The 23,845-nt window shown below is 70.3% G+C and carries 22 protein-coding genes and 1 tRNA gene; 18 read left to right on the forward strand and 5 right to left on the reverse strand.

Annotation, left to right across the window (positions count from 1 at the left end):
- Positions 1 to 6: 6 nt before the first annotated feature.
- From ACW4TU_RS28185 to ACW4TU_RS28230, 10 genes are all read left to right on the forward strand, one after another.
- Positions 7 to 303 carry a DUF3039 domain-containing protein gene (locus ACW4TU_RS28185; RefSeq protein WP_053741615.1) on the forward strand — a complete coding sequence of 99 codons (297 nt, stop codon included), beginning with the start codon at positions 7 to 9 and terminating at the stop codon, positions 301 to 303.
- 234 nt (positions 304 to 537) lie between these two features.
- The gene (locus ACW4TU_RS28190) at positions 538 to 1,854 is read left to right on the forward strand and encodes an extracellular solute-binding protein (RefSeq protein ID WP_457417538.1); all 1,317 of its coding nucleotides are present in this window, start codon (positions 538 to 540) and stop codon (positions 1,852 to 1,854) included.
- Positions 1,851 to 2,843 carry a carbohydrate ABC transporter permease gene (locus tag ACW4TU_RS28195; protein WP_457417539.1) on the forward strand — a complete coding sequence of 331 codons (993 nt, stop codon included), beginning with the start codon at positions 1,851 to 1,853 and terminating at the stop codon, positions 2,841 to 2,843. Before ACW4TU_RS28190 ends, ACW4TU_RS28195 begins: the two co-directional genes overlap by 4 nt.
- Positions 2,843 to 3,712, forward strand: a complete 870-nt coding sequence (locus ACW4TU_RS28200; protein ID WP_457417540.1) for a carbohydrate ABC transporter permease — start codon at positions 2,843 to 2,845, stop codon at positions 3,710 to 3,712. The genes ACW4TU_RS28195 and ACW4TU_RS28200 overlap by 1 nt, the downstream gene beginning before the upstream one ends.
- A gap of 10 nt (positions 3,713 to 3,722) precedes the next feature.
- A complete protein-coding gene (locus ACW4TU_RS28205) occupies positions 3,723 to 5,357 on the forward strand; it encodes a beta-N-acetylhexosaminidase (RefSeq protein ID WP_457430342.1) in 1,635 nt (544 codons plus the stop codon).
- A gap of 263 nt (positions 5,358 to 5,620) precedes the next feature.
- Positions 5,621 to 6,514 carry an FAD binding domain-containing protein gene (locus tag ACW4TU_RS28210; RefSeq protein WP_457417541.1) on the forward strand — a complete coding sequence of 298 codons (894 nt, stop codon included), beginning with the start codon at positions 5,621 to 5,623 and terminating at the stop codon, positions 6,512 to 6,514.
- The gene (locus ACW4TU_RS28215) at positions 6,511 to 8,241 is read left to right on the forward strand and encodes a (2Fe-2S)-binding protein (RefSeq protein ID WP_457417542.1); all 1,731 of its coding nucleotides are present in this window, start codon (positions 6,511 to 6,513) and stop codon (positions 8,239 to 8,241) included. The genes ACW4TU_RS28210 and ACW4TU_RS28215 overlap by 4 nt, the downstream gene beginning before the upstream one ends.
- A complete protein-coding gene (locus tag ACW4TU_RS28220; RefSeq protein WP_457417543.1) occupies positions 8,238 to 10,550 on the forward strand; it encodes a xanthine dehydrogenase family protein molybdopterin-binding subunit in 2,313 nt (770 codons plus the stop codon). The genes ACW4TU_RS28215 and ACW4TU_RS28220 overlap by 4 nt, the downstream gene beginning before the upstream one ends.
- Complete coding sequence (locus ACW4TU_RS28225) at positions 10,547 to 10,702, forward strand: hypothetical protein (RefSeq protein ID WP_457417544.1); 156 nt, start codon at positions 10,547 to 10,549, stop codon at positions 10,700 to 10,702. Before ACW4TU_RS28220 ends, ACW4TU_RS28225 begins: the two co-directional genes overlap by 4 nt.
- Before the next feature lie 145 nt (positions 10,703 to 10,847).
- Entirely contained in the window at positions 10,848 to 11,741 is an 894-nt protein-coding gene (locus tag ACW4TU_RS28230; RefSeq protein WP_457417545.1) for an SUKH-4 family immunity protein, read from the forward strand.
- 65 nt (positions 11,742 to 11,806) lie between these two features.
- On the opposite strand, the gene ACW4TU_RS28235 is transcribed toward ACW4TU_RS28230, so the two are convergent.
- Positions 11,807 to 11,878, reverse strand: a tRNA-Cys gene (locus ACW4TU_RS28235).
- Positions 11,879 to 12,125: 247 nt separating this feature from the next.
- Here ACW4TU_RS28235 and ACW4TU_RS28240 point away from each other — a divergent pair.
- The 6 genes from ACW4TU_RS28240 to ACW4TU_RS28265 all read left to right on the forward strand — a co-directional run bounded on the left by ACW4TU_RS28240 (position 12,126) and on the right by ACW4TU_RS28265 (position 18,016).
- Entirely contained in the window at positions 12,126 to 13,586 is a 1,461-nt protein-coding gene (locus tag ACW4TU_RS28240; protein WP_457417546.1) for an MFS transporter, read from the forward strand.
- 45 nt (positions 13,587 to 13,631) lie between these two features.
- Complete coding sequence (locus tag ACW4TU_RS28245; protein WP_457430343.1) at positions 13,632 to 13,829, forward strand: CopG family transcriptional regulator; 198 nt, start codon at positions 13,632 to 13,634, stop codon at positions 13,827 to 13,829.
- Positions 13,830 to 14,216: a type II toxin-antitoxin system death-on-curing family toxin gene (locus ACW4TU_RS28250; protein ID WP_457417547.1), complete on the forward strand. Its 387-nt coding sequence runs from the start codon at positions 13,830 to 13,832 to the stop codon at positions 14,214 to 14,216.
- Between the two features lie 156 nt (positions 14,217 to 14,372).
- Positions 14,373 to 16,178, forward strand: coding sequence for a DEAD/DEAH box helicase (locus ACW4TU_RS28255; RefSeq protein WP_457417548.1), 1,806 nt, complete (start codon positions 14,373 to 14,375; stop codon positions 16,176 to 16,178).
- A gap of 330 nt (positions 16,179 to 16,508) precedes the next feature.
- A complete protein-coding gene (locus tag ACW4TU_RS28260) occupies positions 16,509 to 17,150 on the forward strand; it encodes a helix-turn-helix domain-containing protein (protein WP_164407053.1) in 642 nt (213 codons plus the stop codon).
- A gap of 74 nt (positions 17,151 to 17,224) precedes the next feature.
- Positions 17,225 to 18,016 carry a S16 family serine protease gene (locus ACW4TU_RS28265; protein WP_457417549.1) on the forward strand — a complete coding sequence of 264 codons (792 nt, stop codon included), beginning with the start codon at positions 17,225 to 17,227 and terminating at the stop codon, positions 18,014 to 18,016.
- A 93-nt stretch (positions 18,017 to 18,109) separates the two neighbouring features.
- Here the strand turns inward: ACW4TU_RS28265 and ACW4TU_RS28270 are convergent, their stop codons facing one another.
- Positions 18,110 to 19,930: an RICIN domain-containing protein gene (locus tag ACW4TU_RS28270; protein WP_457417550.1), complete on the reverse strand. Its 1,821-nt coding sequence runs from the start codon at positions 19,928 to 19,930 to the stop codon at positions 18,110 to 18,112.
- A gap of 222 nt (positions 19,931 to 20,152) precedes the next feature.
- On the opposite strand from ACW4TU_RS28270, the gene ACW4TU_RS28275 reads away from it, so the two are divergent.
- Complete coding sequence (locus ACW4TU_RS28275) at positions 20,153 to 21,199, forward strand: LacI family DNA-binding transcriptional regulator (protein WP_457417552.1); 1,047 nt, start codon at positions 20,153 to 20,155, stop codon at positions 21,197 to 21,199.
- Positions 21,200 to 21,202: 3 nt separating this feature from the next.
- On the opposite strand, the gene ACW4TU_RS28280 is transcribed toward ACW4TU_RS28275, so the two are convergent.
- The 3 genes from ACW4TU_RS28280 to ACW4TU_RS28290 all read right to left on the reverse strand — a co-directional run bounded on the left by ACW4TU_RS28280 (position 21,203) and on the right by ACW4TU_RS28290 (position 22,569).
- Positions 21,203 to 21,391, reverse strand: coding sequence for a hypothetical protein (locus tag ACW4TU_RS28280; protein WP_457417554.1), 189 nt, complete (start codon positions 21,389 to 21,391; stop codon positions 21,203 to 21,205).
- A gap of 17 nt (positions 21,392 to 21,408) precedes the next feature.
- Positions 21,409 to 22,002, reverse strand: coding sequence for an ArsR/SmtB family transcription factor (locus ACW4TU_RS28285; protein WP_457417556.1), 594 nt, complete (start codon positions 22,000 to 22,002; stop codon positions 21,409 to 21,411).
- A 90-nt stretch (positions 22,003 to 22,092) separates the two neighbouring features.
- Positions 22,093 to 22,569 (reverse strand): Lrp/AsnC family transcriptional regulator, encoded by a 477-nt coding sequence (locus ACW4TU_RS28290; protein WP_457417558.1) that lies wholly within the window; start codon positions 22,567 to 22,569, stop codon positions 22,093 to 22,095.
- A 127-nt stretch (positions 22,570 to 22,696) separates the two neighbouring features.
- On the opposite strand from ACW4TU_RS28290, the gene hppD reads away from it, so the two are divergent.
- Positions 22,697 to 23,842 carry a 4-hydroxyphenylpyruvate dioxygenase gene (gene hppD / locus ACW4TU_RS28295; RefSeq protein ID WP_457417560.1) on the forward strand — a complete coding sequence of 382 codons (1,146 nt, stop codon included), beginning with the start codon at positions 22,697 to 22,699 and terminating at the stop codon, positions 23,840 to 23,842.
- Positions 23,843 to 23,845: the final 3 nt, after the last annotated feature.

Here is a 23,845-nt window from a genome sequence, read left to right on the forward strand (position 1 = left end):
TGCGCCATGAGCACTCTTGAACCTGAGACCCAGCCCCAGCGCGGGACTGGTACGGGGACCCTCGTCGAACCGGCGCCGCAGACCTCGCACGGCGACGGCGACCACGAGCGCTTCGCCCACTACGTCCAGAAGGACAAGATCATGGCGAGCGCCCTCGACGGGACTCCCGTCGTGGCGCTGTGCGGCAAGGTCTGGGTACCGGGCCGCGACCCGAAGAAGTACCCGGTGTGTCCCATGTGCAAGGAGATCTACGAGTCCATGGGCTCCGGTGGCGACGAGGGCAAGGGCGACGGCAAGAAGTAGGCCGCGCCGGCCGGTCGTCGTTGTGTACAGGGTCCCCAGGGTGCGATTTGGTGCGCCCTGGGGACCTTTGCGCTGTCTGTCGTTGCACGGGATGCGTCGGCCGGTCACAGAGTGGTGGAGACGTGGTCAAGACCTCTTGTGGCCATGTCCCAGTAGTCCATAGCCTCCGTGATGTTGTGCAGAGCGAAACATCCATTGCGTATGTTGCAACGCTTTCACCGGAGGAAACGCCAGATGAAGCTCTCTGTCCGATCTGCCCGGCTGGCCGCCTCCGTGGCCACCCTTGCCCTCGCCGGGCTCACCGCCACCGCCTGTGCCCCCGAGACCTCCGACAACTCCTCCTCCGGCAAGGACGAGCAGACCGGCACCGTGCGCGTGTGGCTCTTCCAGGAGGTCTCCAACACTCCGAAGGAGAAGGTCGTCACGTCGGTCGTCGACGCCTTCGAGAAGGCCCACAAGGGCGCCGAGGTGAAGGTCGAGTACATCCCCGTCGAGACCCGCGCCCAGCGCATCAAGGCCGCCTTCAACGACCCGAAGAGCGCCCCCGACGTCATCGAGTACGGCAACACGGACACCGCCGGCTATGTCGCCGACGGCGGACTCCTCGACGTCAGCAAGGAGTTCGCGGCCTGGAACGAGGCGAAGGACACCGACCCGACCGCCCGCCAGTCCGTCACCGTCGACGGCAAGGTCTACGGCGCCCCCTTCTTCGTCGGCGTCCGCGCCCTGTACTACCGCACCGACATCTTCAGGGAACTCGGCCTCCAGGTCCCGAAGACGATGGCCGAGTTGACGAACACCGCGCACCGGATCCGCGCGGCCAGGCCCGACCTGTACGGAATCGTGGTCGGCGGGGCCTACACCTACGGGGCGATGCCGTTCGTCTGGGCCAACGGCGGCGAACTCGCCACCGGCAGGGGCGGTTCGTACGCCTCCGCCATCGACAGCACCGCCGCGCAGAAGGGCATCAAGGCCTACACCTCCCTCTTCGGTGACGACAACTGTCCCGCCGCCAAGTGCGCGGGCATGGGCGGCAACGACACCGTCACCGCCTTCGCCGCGGGCAAGGCCGGCATGGCGATCGGCGGCGACTTCAGCCACGCGGCCGTCGAGGCGGGCAAGGTGAAGGGCGACTACGCGGTCGTACCGCTGCCGGGCGTCGCAGCCGGCTCGGTGGCACCGGCGTTCGCGGGTGGGAACAACCTCGGTGTGCTGAACAGCACTTCGCATCGCACGCTCGCCGTCGGCCTGATGGAACAGCTCGCGTCGAAGCGGACACAGACCGAACTCTTCGACGCCATGGGCTTCCTGCCGACGTTCGCCGACGTGCGCGACACGGTCGCCAAGAAGCAGCCGTACGTCGCGCCCTTCGTGAAGACACTCGCCGCGGGCACCAAGTTCGTACCGGCGTCGCCCGCCTGGTCCCAGATCGACTCCTCGCTGGTCCTGCCGACGATGTTCCAGGAGATCGTCAGCGGCAAGAAGGATGTCGCGGCGGCCTCCGCGGCGGCGGCGCAGAAGATGGACGACGCGTTTGGTTCCGTCGGGTGACACAGGTGACAGCGCCCGGTAGCCCGGAGGTCGAGGAGCATCGGCGGCTGCGGGTGCCCGGTGGGGGCCCGTCGCGCCCACGCGGCGGTGGCCGCAGACTCAGAACAGCCCCGCGCCCCCATGGGGCTACCCCCTGGCTGTATCTCGCCCCCGCCCTCGTCGTCCTCGGCGGGCTGCTCCTCTACCCCGTCTACCAGCTCGGCCTGATCTCGTTCTTCCACTACACGCAGGCGCAGGTCAGCGGTGGTGAGCCCGCCACCTTCGAGGGGTTCGGCAACTACCGGGAGATCTTCGCCGACCCCCGGTTCTGGCGGGTGCTGCTGGCGACGGTCGTCTTCGCGGCGGCCTGTGTGGTCTCCACACTCTCCGTCGGCTGCGCCCTCGCCGTCCTGCTGACTCGTGTCCGTGCCCTGCCCCGCCTCGCGTTGATGCTGGCGGCGCTCGGCGCGTGGGCGACCCCGGCGGTCACCGGCTCCACGGTCTGGCTGCTGCTCTTCGACCCCGACTTCGGCCCGGTCAACCGGATGCTGGGCCTCGGCGACCACTCATGGACGTACGGCCGGCTCAGCGCCTTCTTCCTGGTGCTGCTCGAAGTGGTGTGGTGCTCCTTCCCGTTCGTGATGGTCACGGTGTACGCGGGCATCCGCGCCGTCCCCGCCGAGGTGCTGGAGGCGGCGGCCCTGGACGGCGCCTCCCAACTGCGTATCTGGCGCTCGGTGCTGGCGCCGATGCTCCGCCCGATCCTCGTGGTCGTCACCATCCAGTCGGTGATCTGGGACTTCAAGGTCTTCACCCAGATCTATGTGATGACGAACGGCGGCGGCATCGCCGGCCAGAACCTCACCCTCAACGTCTACGCCTACCAGCAGGCCTTCGCCTCCTCCCAGTACAGCCTCGGCTCGGCGATCGGGATCGTGATGCTGCTGATCCTGCTCGCCGTGACCCTTGTGTACCTGCGGCTGCTGCGCAGGCAGGGGGAGGAGCTGTGATGCACGGCAACGTTGTCCAACGTGCCCGGGGTGGCCGACGGTTCGTCCGGCGGCCCTGGCGGCTGGCCGCCGAGGTGGCGGCGCTGCTGATCGCGGCCGTCGTCGCCTTCCCCCTCTACTGGATGGTGCTCAGCGCCTTCAAGCCGGCCGGCGAGATCGAGTCGACCGAGCCTCGCCCCTGGACGCTGGCCCCTTCCCTGGACTCCTTCCGGCGGGTCTTCGGGCAGCAGGAATTCGGCCGGTACTTTCTCAACAGTCTTGTGGTCGCCTGCTCCGTGGTCGTCGTCTCGGCGCTGATCGCGTTTCTCGCGGCGACCGCGGTGACCCGATTCCGGTTCCGTTTCCGGACCACCCTGCTGATCATGTTCCTGGTGGCCCAGATGGTGCCCGTGGAGGCGCTCACGATCCCGCTGTTCTTCCTCATGCGGGACTTCGGGCAACTGAACACGCTGGGCGCGCTGATCCTGCCGCACATCGCCTTCTCACTGCCCTTCGCGATCTGGATGCTGCGGGGTTTTGTGAAAGCGGTTCCCGAGGCGCTGGAGGAGGCGGCGTACATCGACGGGGCGAGCCGGTCGCGATTCCTGTGGCAGATCCTTTTCCCGCTGGTCTTCCCGGGGCTGGTGGCCACCAGCGTGTTCTCCTTCATCTCGGCCTGGAACGACTTCCTGTTCGCCAAGTCGTTCATCATCAGTGACACCTCCCAGTCGACGCTGCCGATGGCCCTGCTGGTCTTCTACAAGCCCGACGACCCGGACTGGGGCGGCGTGATGGCCGCCTCCACGGTGATGACCATTCCGGTGCTGGTGTTTTTCGTACTCGTACAGCGCCGACTGGTGTCGGGGCTCGGTGGAGCGGTTAAGGACTGACGTGACTGACGTGAACGAACTGATTCCGGCGCCCGTTACCGTGCGGGACGTCAGGTCCGCGGGCGGCTTCGTGTTCGACGAGAACACGGTGATCGACGCCGGGCCCGGTACCGAGGCGACGGCCCGCTGGCTGCGCGGTGTCCTGGGGGCCGCGACGGGCCTCTCGCTGCCGCCCGGAGCGGGGGCCGCGGGCGAGACCGTCCGGCTGCGGGTACTGCCCGAGGACGCCGGTCAACTGGGCCCTGAGGGCTACAAGCTGTACGTCGACGGGGACGCCGTCGCCATCCACGGCGGCGGGCCGGCAGGTGTGTTCTGGGGTGCGCAGACACTCCGTCAGCTGCTCGGCCCCGCTGCCTTCCGGCGTGCCCCTGTCACCCCTGGCCGGCAGTGGCTCGTCCCCGGCACCTTTGTCGAGGACACCCCCCGATTCCGCTGGCGCGGCCTCATGCTCGACGTGGCCCGGCACTTCATGCCCAAGGAAGGCGTCCTGCGTTACCTGGACCTGATGGCGGCGCACAAACTCAACGTCTTCCACTTCCATCTGACGGACGACCAGGGCTGGCGCGTCGAGATCAGGCGGTACCCGAGGCTGACGGAGGTCGGCTCCTGGCGGACCCGTACCAGATTCGGCCACGGAGCCTCACCGCTGTGGGAGGAGAAGCCGCACGGGGGTTTCTACACCCAGGACGACATCCGCGAGATCGTCGCCTACGCCGCCGAGCGGCATATCAGCGTGGTCCCCGAAATCGACGTACCGGGGCACTCGCAGGCCGCCATCGCCGCGTATCCGGAACTCGGCAACACGGACGTCATCGACACCACCTCCCTCTCCGTCTGGGACAACTGGGGGATCAGCCACAACGTACTCGCCCCCACTGACAACACCCTGCGCTTCTACGAGGGCGTCTTCGAGGAAGTCCTCGACCTGTTCCCGGCGGAGTTCGTTCACATCGGCGGCGACGAGTGCGCGAAGGAGCAGTGGCGGGAGTCGCCCACCGCGCAGGCCCGCATCGAGGAACTCGGGGCCGGCGACGAGGACGGGCTCCAGTCCTGGTTCGTACGGCACTTCGACAAGTGGCTCACCGCGCGCGGGCGTCGGCTCATCGGCTGGGACGAGATCCTGGAGGGCGGCCTCGCACCGGGCGCCGCCGTCTCCTCCTGGCGCGGTTACGCGGGCGGCATCACGGCCGCGCGCGAGGGCCACGACGTCGTCATGTGCCCTCAGGAGCAGGTGTACCTGGACCACCGTCAGCACGGGGGCGCCGACGAACCCGTCCCCATCGGGTACGTCCGCACCCTTGAGGATGTCTTCCGCTTCGAGCCGGTTCCACCGGAGTTGGGCCCCGAGGAGGCGCGGCACGTCCTCGGCACGCAGGCCAACCTGTGGACCGAGGTGATGGAGGACACCGGGCGCGTGGACTACCAGGCCTTCCCGCGGCTGGCCGCCTTCGCCGAGGTCGCCTGGAGTGCCCTGCCCGCGCCCGCCGAACGGGACTTCGCCGACTTCGAACGCCGGATGACCGCCCATTACGGGCGACTTGACGCCCTCGGCGTCGGTTACCGGCCGCCCGCGGGGCCGCATCCGTGGCAACAGCGGCCAGGGGTCCTCGGACGTCCGATCGAGGGAGCGCCCCCGAACGTGTGAGGCCCGCAGAAGCCCTGCAGGGGCTTCGTGGGCTCACAGATGAAACCGCCCCCAACAAGCACCGATCAGTTCTAATCGGAACTGATCGGTGATGCCGTGCGAAAACGGACCATCTCGCCGATGAGGTGGGCGAATGCCTCCTAGCGGACCCCTGCGTTCGGGTCTCGCGAGAATGTGCCAGAGTTGCCACGTCCGCCCTGTCAGCACGTACCGTACGGCAACACAGGTGGGACCAGGTGGGGCAGCGGGAAGGGGCAGCCGGTTTGACCACGCAAGCACCGCAGGCGGCGCAGGCCGTGACGCTGCCCGCCTCGCTGGACGAGGCGGTCGCGGCGCTCACCGCCATGCCGACGGCCGTTCCCGTGGCGGGCGGCACCGACCTCATGGTCACCGTCAACTCCGGGCAGCTCAGGCCCGCCGCACTCGTCGGCCTCGGCCGGATCAGCGAGATCCGCGGCTGGCAGTACCAGGACGGCCACGCCCTGCTCGGCGCGGGCCTCACCCACGCGCGGATGGGCCGCCCCGACTTCGCCGCCCTGATCCCGGCCCTCGCCGCCTCCGCGCGTGCCGCGGGCCCCCCGCAGATCCGTAACGCGGGCACCCTGGGCGGCAACATCGCCACGGCCGCCCCCACGGGGGACGCGCTGCCCGTGCTGGCCGCCCTGGAGGCGACGCTGATCATCGCGGGCCCCGGTGGCGCCCGCCGGGAGATCCCGGTGTCGCACCTGCTGGCCGGCGTGGAACTGTTGCGGGCCGGTGAACTCATCGGCTTCGTGCGCGTGCCCCTGCTGCACGCGCCCCAGGTCTTCCTGAAGGCCACCGGGCGGACCGGCCCCGGGCGCGCCCTCGCGTCCGTCGCGCTCGTCCTCGACCCCGCCCGGCGCGGAGTCAGGTGCGCCGTCGGCGCCATAGCGCCGATGCCGCTGCGCCCCCTGGACGCCGAGCAGTGGGTCGCCCGGCTCATCGACTGGGACAACAACCGCACGATCGTCCCGGAGGCACTGGGTGCCTTCGGCGAGTACGTCGCCGCGGCCTGCATTCCCGACCCGGCTCCGGCCGAGGACGGCTCCGTACCACCGCTTCCGCCCGCGGTACTGCACCTGCGGCGCACCGTCGCCGCACTGGCCCGGCGAGCACTGGGGAGGGCACTGTCGTGACCGACGACCAGTACGGCGACGACCAGTACGGCGACCGGCGCGGGAGCCGGCAACCGGAGCAGTACGGGGACCAGCGCGAAGAGGGCACGCCCCGGGGCGGGGGCCGCTGGGACCCGCTGCCCCAGGGCGACTACGACGACGGTGCCACCGCCTTCGTGAAGCTCCCCGAAGGGGGCATCGACGCGCTCCTGGCCTCCGTGGACAGCCCGCTGGCCGCGCCCGGCCACGGGTACGTGCCCCCGCAGATCGCGGCAGCGCCGGGCGCCGAGGACGGTTCCCCGGGTGCGCCGGACGCGTGGGGGATGCCGCCCGCGCCCCCCGGGGGCGCCCAGTGGCCGGACCCGAACGCCGCGCCCCATGAGGCGCAGCGGCACGACGGGTTCGGCTACGACCAGAGCTCCACGGGGCAGTGGGCCTTCGACCAGGGAGCCGGTGCGCCGGGCGCCGCCCCCGGGACCGCGGGCCGCGAGGTGACCGGGGAATGGCGGATCCCCGTCGCCGGGGGTGATCTTCCGGACGAATCGGGTGAGTTCAGCACCTCGGCGCTGGTCGAGCAGTGGGGCGGCACGCCGCCCGCCACGCTCCCCGGCGGCGCGTCCGCGCCCTGGGCGACGGAGGCACCGGCACAGCCCTGGGCGTCCGGACCCGCCTCGGAGCCGGAGTCCGACCGGACGAACGGCGCGGGGACGACGTACGCGCCCGAAACAGCGCACGGAACGACGCACGAAACGGGCGGCGCCGGTCGCACGGACGACGGAATCGGTCACCAGGCCGACGTCACCGGTCACACCGCCACCGAAGCCGGTCACGCGGTCGCCGACGAGGATCAAGACCCGCCAACGGTCGCCCCCGACCCCGAGGAGGGCCCTGGCGGCCCCGCAGAGGCCGCCACGGAGCTCGACCCTGCTCCAGGGTCGGAAACCTCGCCGGAGGCCGCTGAGGAGCCCGTGGAGGGCGAGCCGGACGCGGACGCCGAGGCATCCGGTGCCACAGCGACCGCTGAGGAGCCCGCCGCAGAGCCCGACGCGGCCGATTCGGCCGATTCGGCCGACGACGCCCCCGGACCGCCCGGCGAGGAACACCCCCTCGCCTCGTACGTGCTGCGCGTCAACGGATCCGACCGGCCCGTCCCCGACGCCTGGATCGGCGAGTCACTGCTCTACGTACTGCGCGAGCGCCTCGGCCTCGCCGGTGCCAAGGACGGCTGCTCCCAGGGGGAGTGCGGGGCCTGCAACGTGCAGGTGGACGGACGGCTCGTCGCCTCCTGCCTGGTGCCCGCGGTCACCGCCGCCGGCAGCGAGGTGCGCACCGTGGAGGGCCTCGCCACCGGCGGGCAGCCCTCGGACGTCCAGCGGGCGCTCGCCAAGTGCGGGGCCGTGCAGTGCGGTTTCTGCGTCCCCGGGATGGCGATGACCGTGCACGACCTCCTGGAGGGCAACCCCGCCCCGACCGAACTGGAGACGCGCCAGGCCCTGTGCGGCAACCTGTGCCGCTGCTCCGGCTACCGGGGCGTCCTGCAGGCGGTCCGCGAGGTCGTCGCGGAACGCGAGGCGCACGCCGCCGACGCCGAGGGCGAGGACGGCGAGGCACGTATCCCGCACCAGGCCGGACCGGGCGGGGGCGGCGTCAACCCCTCCGCGTTCGACGCCCCGGGCTTCGAGCCAGCCAGGAACCACGACTCGCACGCGTATGACCAGACTCACGGCCAGGACGGAGGTCAGACGTGAGCAACGAAGCCGCCACCGCGACCACGGCCGCGGAGGCCGCCCCCGACGCGGAGGCACTCCCGCACGGCCTCGGCGTGTCGCTGCCGGCCGCCGACGCGCGCGCGAAGACGGAGGGCACGTTCCCGTACGCGGCCGACCTGTGGGCCGAGGGCCTGCTGTGGGCCGCCGTACTGCGCTCACCGCACCCGCACGCGCGCATTGTCTCCATCGACACCACCCACGCGCGTGAGATGCCCGGCGTACGGGCCGTCGTGACGCACGAGGACGTGCCCGGGGTCGAACTGCACGGCCGCGGCAGAGCCGACCGCCCGATGTTCGCCTCCGAGGTCGTACGCCACCACGGGGAGCCCATCGCCGCCGTCGCCGCAGACCACCCGGACACCGCGCGGATGGCGGCGGCGGCCGTCATCGTCGAGTACGAGGTACTCGACCCGGTGACCGACCCCGAACAGGCCTTCGAGGCCGAACCGCTGCACCCCGACGGCAACCTGATCCGGCACATCCCGCTGCGCCACGGCGACCCGGACGCGGTCGGCGAGATCGTCGTGGAGGGGCTCTACCGGATCGGCCGCCAGGACCCGGCCCCCATCGGCGCCGAGGCGGGCCTCGCGGTACCGCGCCCCGACGGCGGCGTGGAGCTGTACCTCGCCTCCACGGACCCGCACGCGGACCGTGACGCCGCCGCCGCCTGCTACGGCCTGGAGCCGGAGCGGGTGAAGGTGGTCGTCACCGGAGTTCCCGGCGCCACCGCCGACCGCGAGGACCAGGGCTTCCAGCTCCCGCTGGGCCTGCTGGCGCTGAAAACGGGCTGCCCGGTGAAGCTGACGGCGACCCGCGAGGAGTCCTTCCTGGGCCACGTCCACAGACATCCCACCCTCCTCCGCTACCGCCACCACGCGGACACCGACGGCAAGCTGGTGAAGGTCGAGGCACAGATCCTGCTCGACGCGGGCGCGTACGCCGACACCTCGGGGGAGGCCCTCGCGGCGGCCGTCTCCTTCGCCTGCGGCCCGTACGTCGTCCCCAACGCCTTCATCGAGGGCTGGGCGGTCCGCACCAACAACCCGCCCTCGGGCCATGTGCGCGGCGAGGGCGCGATGCAGGTCTGCGCGGCCTACGAGGCCCAGATGGACAAGCTGGCCAAGAAGCTGGCCGTCGACCCGGCCGAGCTGCGCCTGCGCAACGCGATGGCCACCGGAGACGTACTCCCGACCGGCCAGTCCGTCACCTGCCCGGCCCCGGTCGCCGAACTCCTCCAGGCGGTACGGGACTTCCCGCTCCCGCCGCTCCCCAAGGACACCCCCGAGGACGAGTGGCTGCTCCCGGGCGGCCCCGAGGGCGCGGGCGAACCGGGCGCTGTCCGCCGGGGCGTCGGCTACGGCCTCGGCATGGTCCACATGCTCGGCGCCGAGGGCGCGGACGAGGTCTCGACGGCCACCGTCAAGGTCCACGACGGCATCGCCACGGTCCTGTGCGCGGCCGTGGAGACAGGCCAGGGCTTCACCACCCTGGCCCGCCAGATCGTCCAGGAGACGCTGGGCATCGACGAGGTCCACGTGGCCCCGGTCGACACCGACCAGCCCCCGGCCGGCCCGGGCGCCCGGGGCCGCCACACCTGGGTGTCGGGCGGCGCGGTGGAACGGGCGGCGAAAATGGTCCGCACCCAGCTCCTCCAGCCCCTGGCGCACAAGTTCGGCATGTCCACGGAACTGCTCCAGATCACCGACGGCAAGATCACCTCGTACGACGGTGTCCTGTCGACCACGGTGACGGAGGCGATGGACGGCAAGGAACTCTGGGCCACGGCCCAGTGCCGCCCGCATCCCACGGAACCCCTGGACGAGGCGGGCCAGGGCGACGCCTTCGTGGGGTTGGCGTTCTGCGCGATCCGCGCGGTGGTGGACGTTGACATCGAACTGGGCTCGGTACGGGTGGTGGAACTGGCGTTGGCCCAGGACGTCGGCAGAGTGTTGAACCCAGCCCAACTGGCGGCCCGTATCGAGGCGGGCGTCACCCAGGGCGTCGGTATCGCGCTCACGGAGAACCTGCGCTCCGCGCGCGGGCTGATCCGCCACCCCGACCTCACCGGCTACGCCCTCCCGACCGCCCTGGACGCCCCGGACATCCACATCGTCAAACTGGTCGAGGAACGGGACGTGGTCGCCCCCTTCGGCGCGAAGGCGGCGAGCGCGGTACCGGTGGTGACGTCCCCGGCGGCCATCGCCTCGGCGGTACGCGCGGCCACGGGCCGCCCGGTGAACCGCCTCCCGATCCGCCCACAGGCGGCGGTGGTGACGACGACGTCATGACGACTCCGAATCAGACTCCGAATCCGACTCCGGCTCCGGAGGAACCGCAGCGCTACGAGCCCGGGCCGACGCCCGGCAAGGTGCTGGCGTGGGTGCTGCTGTTCCTGGTGGCGGCGGTCGTGGTCGTCGTGGGTGGCGTGTACTTCGGCTGAGAGCGGTCGGTGTGGGCTCCGTCGCAGGTCAGAGGCCGTTGTCAGTGGGGCCGCGTAGTGTTCTGGTCAGTGGGACGGCCTGTCGGGCAGCGGACGTTTTCGCGTCGCGCCCGGAGGCTGTGAACGACCATGCGCGGGGGAAACCATGAGCACGACGATCACTCTGACCAGGGCCGATTCGCTGACGCGCGGGGGACTGCCGGTCGGCGGGGGCCGGTCGAGGTTCGGCGCACTGCGCACCGGTGCCCTGCGGACGGTGGTGAACTCCGCAGGAGGGGCGCCCACGACACACTTCCCGCCCCACCGCCCCGCCCCGATGGACCGGCGCCCGCCCGCCTCCTCGCTGGAGCTGCTGCGGCGGTTCGCGGCGGCGACGGAGGAGATGGCAGCCGCGCGAGGCCAACTGGCATGCTCCGCGGGCCGGTCCGGCCCTCGGACGTTGGCGGAGACGTCCCGCCACCTGCTGACGGTGTTCGCGCAGGGCACCGGCGGCGGAGGTGATGTGCTGCCGTACTGGAAGATGGCGGCCTCGATCCGCCCGCTGGCCCGGATCGCCGCCTCCGGCGCGGAGTCGGGCCTCGCCCTGGACCTGCCCGCCCGGCTCCTTGAGCAGGCGTTCGGCCATGGCAGGGTGGCGCGTTTCGAGGACGTGGACTTTCCGGCCCCGCTCACCCACGAGCCGACCCGCCGCTTCCTGAGCGGCACGGGACTCCCGGAGGACGGTTCCCTCTTCCAGCTGGACACGGAGATACCGCTGCCGACACTCGCGGAGTACTGCGCGGACGAGGACACCGCAGCCGAACTCCCGCAGGGAGCAGGCGACTTGATCCGCCTGGGCCACCTGGGCCGCCTGGGCCGCCTGACGGAGGGCAGCAGCCTGGTGCTGGACGGCAGCACAGGCACGATCCTCACCTGGAGCGAGCCCGAGACCACCCTGCACCGCCTGAACACGGACGTCTCGACCCTCGCCTTCACCCTGTGGCTGCTGCACCGAGCGAAGACGATCGACTTCGACGGCGAGGCGGGGAGGGTGCTGTGAGACCCGGAACGGCAACACGGCACGGCCGACCGCTAAGGGGCGGTCGGCCGTGGCAAAGGGCGCGGAGGCCGTGGCGGGAATCGAACCCGCGTAATTCGCTTTGCAGGCGAATCCCTGAACCACTCGGGCACACGGCCATGTTGGGAGGGGAGAGCGGGAGCGGTCCTGGTGACCGTTCCCCTGTCCGATCCGAACTTGGTGACTTGACCGTAGGGGCGGGGAGCACGGGGGATCAAGGGAACCGGGCGCGCTGCAATGGGACTGCCACACGCCGTTCATGAACGGGGGCTGGATCGGCGACCGGTGGGCGTACGACCATGGTCCCAGGCGGGGTCCTCCCTCCGACAGGGGTCAAGGTGGGGGACGACCCTTACGCTGGCCTGCATGACCTCCCTGGAACCGGGCGACACCGGCGTCGCCGCCGACCCTGCCGACACGGACACCTCTCTGGCTGTCGCACCCGGTGAGGGGGTGCTGGGGCGTTCCTATCGGGCGCTCAGTATCGGGATCGTCTCCGTCGTGCTGCTGATCGCCTTCGAGGCGACCGCCGTGGGGACCGCCATGCCCGTCGCGGCGCGGGAGTTGGACGGGGTGTCGCTGTACGCGTTCGCGTTCTCCGGGTACTTCACGACCAGCCTCTTCGGGATGGTGCTCGCCGGGCAGTGGTCGGACCGTAGAGGGCCGCTGGGGGCGCTGACCACGGGCATTGCCGCCTTCGCCGCCGGGTTGCTGTTGTCCGGGACCGCCGGGGTCATGTGGGTGTTCATCGCCGGGCGGGCCGTGCAGGGGCTGGGCGGTGGGCTGGTGATCGTCTCCCTGTACGTCGTGGTCGGGCGGGCCTATCCGGAGCGGTTGCGGGCCTCGATCATGGCCGCGTTCGCCGCCGGTTGGGTTGTGCCGTCGATCGTCGGACCCCTTGCCGCCGGTGCCGTTACCGAGCAGCTCGGCTGGCGGTGGGTGTTCGTCGGGATTCCGGTCCTTGTCGTCTTTCCGCTCGCCCTCGCGCTCCCTCAGATACGGCGGCTGGCCGGCGGGGCCGTGAAGCCGGGGGAGAGGGATGAGCAGGGGGATCGGCGGCGTATCCGGCTTGCCCTCGGAATCTCGTTCGGCGCCGGGCTGATTCAGTACGCGGCCCAGGATCTGAGCTGGTTCTCGCTCCTTCCCGGGCTTCTCGGCGTCTCGCTGCTCGTGCCCGCCGCGCTCGGGCTGCTTCCCCGGGGGACCTATCGGGCCGCGCGCGGACTGCCGTCCGTCGTGTTGTTGCGTGGAGTGGCTGCGGGGTCCTTCATTGTCGCCGAGTCCTTCATCCCGTTGATGCTCGTCACGCAGCGGGGGCTGTCACCGACGATGGCAGGGTTCTCGCTCGCGGCGGGGGGCGTTACGTGGGCGCTCGGGTCGTCTGTGCAGGCGCGGGCGCGGATGGAGCCGTATCGGGTGCGGCTGATGACGATCGGGATGGTCGTCGTCGCGGCCTCCATCGCCGGGGCGCCCGCCGTGCTGATCGACGCCGTGCCGGTGTGGACGCTTGCGGTGGTGTGGGCGTTCGGGGGCTTTGGGATGGGGCTGGTCTTCTCCAGTACCAGCGTGCTGCTGCTTCACCTCTCCGCCCCCGAGGAGGCCGGCACCAACTCTGCCGCCCTGCAGATCTCCGACGGGCTCTCCAACGCCGTGCTGCTGGCCGGCGGGGGTGTGGCCTTCGCCGCGCTGGGCGGGGGGACGGTGGCCCATGCCTCCGCCACGTCGGCCGGCGCTTCTCATCCGGGCGCCTTCGCCGTGGTGTTCCTGCCGATGGCGGGGGTGGCGTTGATGGGGGCCTGGGTTACTACGCGGGTGCGGGCGGCGTAAGTGGTACCAAGATGACCCCACTTTTGGTACCATGGTGGTATGGCTATGAACCTTCGTCTGCGAGACGACCAGCAGGAGGCCCTGAAGCTGCGTGCTGATGAGGAGGGGCGCAGCATGCACGCCATAGTGCTTCAGGCGATTGACCGGTATCTGGAGCAGGAGGCAGACCGGAACTCGGTCCGTCGTCTGGGGGCGAAGTACGCGGCGGGCCATGCGGACCTGCTGCGCAGGCTGGGGGAGTAGATGAAGTACCTCACGGTCCAGGAGGTTCTGGACCTGGCGGAGCTGGCATGTGGGGAGCAGACGCAGGTCGCCGTGCGCGACCTGGGGCTGCTCAGCTCGGCCGTCCACCGTCCCCAGTCGCAGATGTTCGGAGTCGAGGCGTACACGGACCTCTTCGAGAAGGCCGCGGCGCTGCTTCAGTCGCTTGCTGTGAACCATCCTCTGGTGGACGGCAACAAGCGCATGGCGTGGATGTCCACGGTCGTCTTCCTCGACTTCAACGGCACCGAGATGCTCGATGTAGATCAGGACGAGGCGTACAAACTCGTCATCGAGGTGGCGGCGGGCACCTTGGAGGACGTGGCGTTGATCGCCCGGCGTTTGAGGACCCTGCACGAGGCGATGTGAGCTGAGTCCCATCCCCGAGCGCCCCCGCGTCGTACGTACGTTGACAGCCCCGGGCCGCCGGTAGGGTGGCCCGGTTGTCATACGTAGCCGTAGCCCCAGTCGTCGCTGTGGCTACAGCCGTCGCCAGAGCCGCCCGACCCGCCACCCCCGGAGACCGTGACTACCACCGCCGCCGGCACTTCCCCCGGCACCGCCCATCACCTCTCGCCCGCCTTCCCCGGCCGCGCCCCCTGGGGCACCGCCAGCAAGCTGCGTGCCTGGCAGCAGAAGGCGATGGAGAGGTACCTCCAGGAGCAGCCGCGTGACTTTCTCGCCGTCGCCACCCCAGGCGCCGGCAAGACGACGTTCGCGCTGACGCTCGCCTCCTGGCTGCTGCACCACCATGTCGTGCAGCAGGTGACCGTGGTCGCGCCCACCGAGCATCTGAAGAAGCAGTGGGCCGAGGCGGCGGCACGGATAGGGATCAAGCTGGACCCCGAGTACAGCGCCGGGCCGCTCAGCAAGGAGTACCACGGCGTCGCCGTGACGTATGCCGGGGTCGGTGTGCGGCCCATGCTGCACCGCAATCGGGTCGAGCAGCGCAAGACGCTCGTCATCCTCGACGAGATCCACCACGCCGGGGACTCCAAGTCCTGGGGTGAGGCCTGTCTTGAGGCCTTCGAGCCCGCCACCCGGCGGCTCGCGCTCACCGGCACGCCGTTCCGCTCCGACACCAACCCCATTCCCTTCGTCACGTACGAGGAAGGGAACGACGGGATCCGGCGGTCCTCCGCCGACTACACCTACGGGTACGGGAACGCGCTGGCCGACCATGTCGTGCGCCCCGTCATCTTCCTCTCCTACAGCGGGCAGATGCGGTGGCGGACGAAGGCGGGGGACGAGATCGCCGCCCGGCTCGGTGAGCCGATGACCAAGGACGCCGTTTCGCAGGCCTGGCGTACGGCCCTCGACCCGCGTGGCGAGTGGATGCCCAGCGTGCTGCGTGCCGCCGACAAGCGGCTGACCGAGGTGCGGAAGGGCATTCCGGACGCCGGGGCGCTCGTCATCGCCACCGACCAGGAATCCGCCCGCGCCTACGCCAAGCTGATCCGCGACATCACCGGGACCAGGGCGACCGTCGTCCTCTCCGACGACACCGGCGCCTCCGACCGCATCGACGAGTTCGCGCACAACGACTCCCGCTGGATGGTCGCCGTCCGCATGGTGTCCGAGGGCGTCGACGTGCCTCGGCTGGCCGTCGGCGTGTACGCCACGACCATCTCCACCCCCCTCTTCTTCGCCCAGGCCGTCGGACGCTTCGTGCGCTCCCGGCGGCGCGGCGAGACCGCCTCCGTGTTCCTGCCGACCGTCCCCGACCTCCTCACCTTCGCCAACGAGATGGAGGTCGAGCGCGACCACGCCCTCGACAAGCCCAAGAAGGAGGGCGAGGAGGACCCGTACGCCGAGTCAGAGAAGGAGATGGACGAGGCGAACAAGGAGGAGGACGAGGACACCGGCGAGCAGGAGCAGTTCTCCTTCGAGGCGCTGGAGTCCGACGCCGTCTTCGACCGGGTGCTGTACGACGGCGCCGAGTTCGGCATGCAGGCGCACCCGGGGAGCGAGGAGGAGCAGGACTACCTCGGGATTCCGGGGCTGCTGGAGCCCGACCAGGTGCAGATGCTGCTGCAGAAGCGGCAGGCCCGGCAGATCGCGCACAGCCGTAAGAAGCCCGACGACGAGGCCGACCTCCTCGAACTGCCCGCCGAGCGGCGGCCCGTGGTCTCCCACAAGGAGATGCTGGAGCTGCGGAAGCAGCTCAACACCATGGTCGGCGCGTACGTCCATCAGACCGGCAAGCCGCACGGTGTGATCCACACCGAGCTGCGGCGCACCTGTGGCGGGCCCCCGAGCGCCGAGGCGACCGCGGGACAGTTGCGACAGCGCATCGCCAAGGTGCAGGAGTGGGCCACCCGGATGCGGTGACGACCCCATCGTCGGCCGACGCGCCCGGTGAGGGGGCGTGTGCGGTCGCGTACACGCCGTGCATATCGGGAGGAAGCGCAGTAGTCCGTACCGCGGAGTGACCGGATTCTGGACGGAGCCTTCCGCTGAGCGAACCGCCTTCGCTACTGTCCCCGCAACGTACACGCCCCGTGGCAGTGCCGCCGCGGAGCGCAGTCGTGAAGCGACAGTGTCCCGGGAGAGCCCTGGGCCGCCGCCGATCGGCCGCCTCTGACGCGCGTCGCCCACGGGACCGGCGACGCACCCGCCGTCAGGGAGTGGCCGACCTCACCACGTGAAGGAGTGGGCGTCGTGACCGCGGAGACCTCCCAGACGCTCGACCGGGGACTGCGCGTCCTCAAGCTGCTCGCCGACACCGACCACGGTCTGACCGTCACCGAACTGTCGACCCGGCTCGGCGTGAACCGGACCGTCGTGTACCGCCTGCTGGCCACCCTGGAACAGCACGCGCTCGTACGCCGTGATCTGGGCGGCCGGGCCCGCGTCGGACTGGGGGTGCTGCGGCTCGGCCGGCAGGTGCATCCCCTCGTACGGGAGGCGGCGCTGCCCGCGCTGAGGTCGCTGGCCGAGGACATAGGCGCCACCGCCCATCTGACGCTGGTCGACGGGACGGAGGCGCTCGCCGTGGCCGTCGTCGAGCCGACCTGGACCGACTACCACGTGGCGTACCGGGCCGGTTTCCGTCACCCCCTGGAGCGTGGCGCGGCCGGCAAGGCCATCCTCTCCGCCCGGCAGCAGCCCCCCATCGACCCCGGATACACCCTCACGCACGGGGAGCTGGAGGCCGGCGCGAGCGGGGCCGCGGCTCCGCTGATCGGCGTGACGGGGGTCGAGGGGAGCGTCGGGGTCGTGATGCTCGCCGACGCGGTGCCCGAACGGGTGGGTCCGCGGGTCATGGACGCGGCCCGGGAAGTGTCCGAGGCGCTGCGCTGATCGCCGGGCTCCCGTAGGAGAGGGGCGGGGTAGCCGCCCCTGGCCGAAAGGGGCCCCCGCGTTAGATTGACCTCGTGCTCTCTCGCCTCACGCGCCCCCGGGCCGTCGCCGTCTGTGCCCTGCCCGTCGTGGCCCTGCTCGCCACGGCCGCGTTCGCGCCGCTGCCGTTCGCCGTGGCGCAGCCCGGTATGACGGCGAACGTGCTCGGCGACAACGACGGCGACGCGGTCATCACGATCACCGGCGCGACGGGCCGCGAGACGCGCGGCGAGCTGCGGATGACGACGATCGAGGCGACCGGCCCGGACACCCACGTGAGCCTCGGCGACGTACTCGACGGCTGGTTCCGCACCGACCAGGCCGTGATGCCGCGCGACTCGGTCTACCCGAGCGGCGACAGCACCAAGGAGATCGAGGAGCACAACACGGCCGAGATGAAGAAGTCGCAGGACGCGGCGGCCGAGGCGGCCCTGAAGTACCTGGACGAGGACTCCGGCAAGATCAAGGTCAGCCTGAAGCTCTCCGACGTCGGCGGTCCCAGTGCCGGGCTCCTCTTCTCCCTCGGCGTCGTCGACAAACTCGACGGCGACGGCAAGGGCGGTGACCTGACCGGCGGTCGCACCATCGCCGGTACGGGGACGATCGACGCGGACGGCACGGTCGGTGCGGTGGGGGGCGTCGCCCTGAAGACGCAGGCCGCGCGGCGCGACGGCGCGACCGTCTTCCTGGTGCCGAGGGCGGAGTGCTCGGATGCGAAGTCGGAGCTTCCGAAGGGGCTGCGGCTGATTCCGGTTACGTCGCTCAAGGGGGCGATCGAGGCGTTGGTGGGGTTGGAGACGGGGCGGGGGTCGGTGCCGAGTTGTTAGCTCCGCTGGGTACGCGGTTCTTCGGCTGCGGGCCCGGTGGGGGCTTGTCGCGCAGTTCCCCGCGCCCCTAAGAGCCCCCCGCTCCGTCTCACCTCACCTCACCAGTTCCCAGTCCTGTGAGCCGTCCGTCGTCGCGTTCTGCAGGGTCAGAGGCGACCCGGCTGTTGCACCCGTCAGGTACACGGCAGTGTTCTTGACCGACTGGAGTTTGTAGAAGCCGTCGTCCGTCTTGATCAGGTTCCAGCTGCCCGTGGCGCTGTTGTCGACCCACTGGCCGATGCGCTGGCCGACCGTCGCGTTGCCGGTCCAGATGGCCGCCGCGCGACCGCCGGACTTGTTCAGCAGGGTCGTGCCGCCGTTCGGCTCGGTCACCACGTGCCAGTACTGGGAGTCGGGGTTCGCCACCGACCCCGGTGCCTCCAACGCCACGTCGGGAGTGTCCGCGTTGCCGAGGTTCGCGTCGTTGGTGTGGTTCCCGGTGCCGATGACCTGGTCGGTCTTCCGGTTCACCAACTGGTAGTAGGCGCCGACCGACTGCCCCAGGTCGACTTCGGTGAACGCCAGCGTCGAGGTGCCCTGGTTGTTGAGGATCGCGACGCGGCCGGTGCCCTCGACGTACTGCAGGTTGCGGCTGTAGGCACCAGGCTGAGTCGTCTGGTACTCCTTCCAGCGGCCGTCGCTGCGCCCGCTCTCGTTGACCCAGACGCTGCCGCTGCCGGCCGCGTTGTAGGCCAGGCGCCCACCGGGAAGCCTGATGATGACCGGGCTGCCGCTTCTCGTGAGAGGGCGGGAGCCGGTGTCGACCGGCAGAGAGGCGACGTCCGTGCCGGTGGCGGAACCCTTGTAGAACTCCAGCGGGTTGTCGGCGATCACGTACCTGGTGTTGGCTCCGCCGCCCCAGTACTCGAACGGGAGCATCCACTTGCCGTCCGTGGTCCGCACGACGTTCGCCATGCCGGGCCGGCCGCCGCCGATCTCCGTCTTGCCGCCGCCCGTGTTGTCGGTCAGTCCCGCGACGTCGACGACGGGAGCGCTCCACTGTGTCGTAGAGCGGCCGTTCCAGGTCTTGTGGGCGAGGATCTGGCCGTGCGAGTCCGTGGCGGTGTCGTTGGCCGGGTCCAGGGTCGGGACGCCGGTGGTCGCGTTGAAGCCGGTGTAGTCGTTCTCGTCGGAGTAGTAGCAGACGAGCTGGCCCTTGTGGACCATCAGGTACGGCTCCCAGACGGGGTCCACCTGCCTGTTCGTGTTCGCGGCGGCGATGTTCTGGCCGACCGCGCCCGCGCTGCCGCCCTGCCAGCCGCCCTTCGCGACGACGTTCTCGACCTTCCACGTCGCGCCGTCGTCGGTGCTGGAGAACAGGGCGATCGCTATGTCGCTGCGGTCACCGTCGTTGGACGGCGTCCAGTTCGGGTCGGCCGCCTTGTGCTCCTTGTAGTAGGCGTCGTCGCCCGACACGACGGTCGCCAGGAGCAGCGTGCCGGCCTTCAGGTTGCCGACGTCCTGGGGGAGCGCGTACAGGTAGGGGTTCGTCCAGTTGCTCTTGTACTTCGCGTACTGGGGATCACTGGAGAGGTACGCGGGGGCCTTGACCTCGGACAGGGGCTGCCACGACGTGCCGTTGTCGTCGCTCTTGTAGACCGGGAGGGTCTCCCTGTCGGCGCTGCCCGTCGCCGTCACGACGGTGGCCTTCTCGAACGCCGCGACCAGCCGCCCGCTCGGCAGCTGCGCCGACTTCGGGTAGACCGCGCAGTTGCCCCGGCCCTTCAGGCACGGCTCGTCGCCGAGCTGGTAGAGGATCCCGCCGGTCGGGTTGTAGGCCTGCGCGGTGGCCATGGGCACCGCCAGCAGCGCACCCGCCGCGACGAGACTCCCCAGCGCCTTCGTCAGCTTTCGTCTAGTCTGCCTTCTCCGCATTACCCCTCCGGTCGCTCTGTACCGAGTCCACTTCTGACTGCGTAGTCAGGCCCGGAGTCTGGGGCCCGGATCAAGTCGACGTCAATACTTGTGTCGCTGCTGTTGTCAGCTGTTTCCTGCGGATTACGGTGATCGTTGACGATATCGAGGGTCGGGCCGCACACTGATCCCGAAGGATCCCGAAGGTTTTCTGACAGCGCAGTCTTGAGAAGGGAGGCTCGGGTGACCGGTACCCATGGCCGTGACGGTGTCTCGCGGCCACCGGCGACGAGCAGCGATGTCGCGCGGCTCGCCGGCGTCTCCCAGAAGACGGTCTCGCGTGTGATGAACAACGAGCCGTATGTCCGCGAAGAGCTCCGGACGCGTGTCCTCCGGGCGGCCCAGCAACTCGGGTACCGTCCCAACGGCGCGGCGCGCAGCCTCACTTCGGGCCGGAGCCGGCGTCTCGGTGTGATCTCCCTCGGCGCCCGTCTCTACGGGCCCATGACCATGCTCGTCGCCATAGAGCGTTCGGCGCGCCGACTCGGCTACTCGGTCAGCGTCGCCCACACCACCGAGGACGACGAGCACAGCACCGCCGAGGCCATCGACAGCCTCCTCGAACAGGGCGTCGACGGCATCGTGCTGTCGGAGGCGATCGACGAGGGAAGCCCCGTCAAGGTCTGGCTGGACGTCCCGATCCTCACCATCGGGCGCTTTCCCGGCCTGGTCGCGGCGCGGCGTATCCGGTCGGCGGAGAAGTCGGACCGCAGTGGGTATGTGGCGACCCGGCACCTCATCGACCTGGGGCACACGGAGATCCGGCATGTCTCGGGGCCCGGTCAGTGGTGGGCGTCCCGCGACCGTGCGGAGGGCTGGCGGTCGGCGCTGACCGAGGCGGGCCTGTCCGTGGCCGAGCCTGTCGAGGGGGACTGGTCCTGCGCGAGCGGCTACGAGGCGGGCCTGCGACTGGCGGCCGACGAGGCGATGACCGCGGTCTTCGCGGCCAACGACGACATGGCGATCGGCCTGGTCAGAGCGTTGCACGAGCGGGGCCGTCGGGTCCCGGACGAGGTGAGCGTCGTGGGGATGGACGACATCCCGGCCGCCCGTTTCCAGCAGCCCGCGCTGACCACGGTGGCGCAGGACTTCGACGCGGTGGCCACCGAGGGCATCGGCCTGCTGGTCGACGAGATCACAAACCCCGGCTCGACGGAACGCGTCCTGCACGAGGTGGACCCGCCGTTGGTCGTACGGGAGTCCAGCGGCCCCCCGCCGGAAAGGCTCTAGGTTTCAGGCGATCCGGGGCCTCGGCGGCGCGGAGGCCAGCCGCAGGCCGACCTCTACGAGGGTCCAGCCGACGCGGGTGCGCAGGTCCTGCGGGGGGCGCCTGGCGGCCAGGGCGAGGCGGTGGGCGTCGGCCTCGGCGCGGAGGTCGGCGGCGCGGAGGTGGTGGAGGGCGAGGTGGGACTCGGCGTTCATCGGCGGCAGCCTCTCGGTCAGGTCGTGTGCGTCGGGAAGACGTGGGTATGGACGCGTACCGTCTCGGCGTCCGGGGTGCCTTCGGCCGGGGCGTGGGCGCGGTAGCTGTCGACGAGTTCGTGCATGCGGTGGATCAGTTCGAGGGCGGTCTCGGGTGTCAGCCGCAGCGTCATGTTGCTCATGTCCGAGGAGCGCTTCCATGCCTCGGACCAGTCGTTCGGATTGCCCAGCCAGGTCGAGATCTCCCGGGTGTGACTGTTCGCAATCTCGTGGAGGTACAGGTCCGCGGCGCCGCGGACCGCCGGGTCGGGGTCCTTGAGCAGGGCGTCGTCGAACTGCAGGCCTTCATGGGCAGCCCTCCACCACCGCTCCCGCCCCTTGCCGTGCTCCGGCGCGTCCTCGACGAAGCCGTGCACGGCGAGCTGGCGCAGGTGATAGCTGGTCGCACCGCTGGACTCACCGAGTTTCGCGGCCAGTTGGGAGGCGGTGGCGGGCCCGCCGCGCCGCAACGCGGTCAGAAGTTCCATCCGCAGAGGGTGAGCGAGACCACGCAGTGAGCGGGCGTCGAGTTCGAGTACATGGGGTGTTGGTTCTTCGGGCTGCTCCGGCATGTGTCCAAAGATAGCGTTGCAAAGAAATCGCTGCAAGTGTTTCTTTGCAAGCACTTCTTTGGAAGTCGCGAAGTCGTCGCCCGCCCCGGTTCAGTCCCCGTGTTCCGAGGCCGCCTGTTCCACCAGCGGGATGATCCGCAGCGGAACGGGGTTCTCCATGACGATCGCCGTGGCGGCCCGGTCGATGCCGTCGAAACCGACGACCCGGTCGATCACCCGCTGGAGGTCGGCGTTCGAGCGGGCCACGAGCCGGCACAGCATGTCCTCGCTGCCGGTGGTCGTGTGCAGCTCCAGCACCTCGGGTACGGACGCCAAGTGGGCCCGTACGTCCCGGCCTTGGCCCTGCCGGATCTGGAGCGTCGCGAAGGCGGTGACCGGGTAGCCGAGGGCCGCCGGGTCCACCTGTGGCCCGAACCCCCGGATGACGCCGTTCGACTGGAGCCGGTCGAGACGCGCCTGCGCCGTCCCCCGCGCCACTCCGAGCCGCCGGGACATCTCCAGTACGCCGATCCGCGGCTCCCGCGCGAGCAGCACGATGATCCGCCCGTCCAGCTCGTCGATCGCCACAGCAGCCTCCAGATGGGATGGTCACCCTGTACAGAAAGCCCGCACCTTCGCGTCTACAGCTGAGCAGAATGTCCAGCTCCAGCGCAAACTGTTGCGCATCTTGCCGCACCAGGACCAGGCTGCGGTCATGACGCAGACCACACACCACACTCCCGACACCGCCCGGCAGGCAGATCCCTTCCCGGTCAAGGGAATGGACGCGGTCGTCTTCGCCGTGGGCAACGCCAAGCAGGCGGCGCACTACTACTCCACGGCCTTCGGCATGCGGCTCGTCGCCTACTCCGGACCGGAGACGGGCAGCCGCGAGACGGCGTCGTACGTCCTGGAGAACGGCTCCGCCCGGTTCGTGTTCACCTCCGTCGTCAAACCCGCCACCACCTGGGGCCACTTCCTGGCCGCACATGTGGCCGAGCACGGCGACGGCGTCGTCGACCTCGCCATCGAGGTCCCGGACGCCCGCGCCGCGTACACGTACGCCGTCGAGCACGGCGCCCGCTCGCTGGCCGAGCCGTACGAGCTGAAGGACGAGCACGGCACGGTCGTCCTCGCCGTGATCGCCACGTACGGCCAGACCCGCCACACCCTCGTCGAGCGCACGGGGTACGACGGTCCGTACCTCCCGGGGTTCGCCGCCGCCGCCCCGATCGTCGAACCGCCCGCCCGGCGCACCTTCCAGGCGATCGACCACTGCGTGGGCAACGTCGAGCTCGGCCACATGGACGAATGGGTCGGCTTCTACAACAAGGTCATGGGCTTCACGAACATGAAGGAGTTCGTGGGCGACGACATCGCCACCGAGTACAGCGCGCTGATGTCGAAGGTCGTCGCCGACGGCACCCTCAAGGTCAAGTTCCCCATCAACGAGCCGGCCATCGCCAAGAAGAAGTCCCAGATCGACGAGTATCTGGAGTTCTACGGCGGCGCGGGCGTCCAGCACATCGCCCTCAACTCGGGCGACATCGTCGAGACCGTACGGACCATGCGGGCGGCCGGCGTCCAGTTCCTCGACACGCCCGACTCGTACTACGACACCCTGGGGGAGTGGGCCGGCGACACCCGTGTCCCCGTCGAGACCCTTCGCGAGCTGAAGATCCTCGTCGACCGCGACGAGGACGGCTACCTGCTCCAGATCTTCACCAAGCCGGTCCAGGACCGTCCGACCGTCTTCTTCGAGATCATCGAACGGCACGGCTCGATGGGCTTCGGCAAGGGCAACTTCAAGGCCCTGTTCGAGGCGATCGAGCGCGAGCAGGACAAGCGCGGCAACCTGTAGACA

The organism is Streptomyces kryoterrae (assembly GCF_054072135.1).

Bases quoted from the DNA above. Each gene is read 5' to 3' on its own strand.
- ACW4TU_RS28240 (WP_457417546.1), top strand. From the start codon at position 12,126: ATGACCTCCCTGGAACCGGGCGACACCGGCGTCGCCGCCGACCCTGCC.
- ACW4TU_RS28270 (WP_457417550.1), bottom strand. From the start codon at position 19,930: ATGCGGAGAAGGCAGACTAGACGAAAGCTGACGAAGGCGCTGGGGAGT.
- ACW4TU_RS28225 (WP_457417544.1), top strand. From the start codon at position 10,547: ATGACGACTCCGAATCAGACTCCGAATCCGACTCCGGCTCCGGAGGAA.
- ACW4TU_RS28230 (WP_457417545.1), top strand. From the start codon at position 10,848: ATGAGCACGACGATCACTCTGACCAGGGCCGATTCGCTGACGCGCGGG.
- ACW4TU_RS28245 (WP_457430343.1), top strand. From the start codon at position 13,632: ATGAACCTTCGTCTGCGAGACGACCAGCAGGAGGCCCTGAAGCTGCGT.
- ACW4TU_RS28190 (WP_457417538.1), top strand. From the start codon at position 538: ATGAAGCTCTCTGTCCGATCTGCCCGGCTGGCCGCCTCCGTGGCCACC.
- ACW4TU_RS28280 (WP_457417554.1), bottom strand. From the start codon at position 21,391: ATGAACGCCGAGTCCCACCTCGCCCTCCACCACCTCCGCGCCGCCGAC.
- ACW4TU_RS28285 (WP_457417556.1), bottom strand. From the start codon at position 22,002: ATGCCGGAGCAGCCCGAAGAACCAACACCCCATGTACTCGAACTCGAC.
- hppD (WP_457417560.1), top strand. From the start codon at position 22,697: ATGACGCAGACCACACACCACACTCCCGACACCGCCCGGCAGGCAGAT.
- ACW4TU_RS28200 (WP_457417540.1), top strand. From the start codon at position 2,843: ATGCACGGCAACGTTGTCCAACGTGCCCGGGGTGGCCGACGGTTCGTC.
- ACW4TU_RS28250 (WP_457417547.1), top strand. From the start codon at position 13,830: ATGAAGTACCTCACGGTCCAGGAGGTTCTGGACCTGGCGGAGCTGGCA.
- ACW4TU_RS28185 (WP_053741615.1), top strand. From the start codon at position 7: ATGAGCACTCTTGAACCTGAGACCCAGCCCCAGCGCGGGACTGGTACG.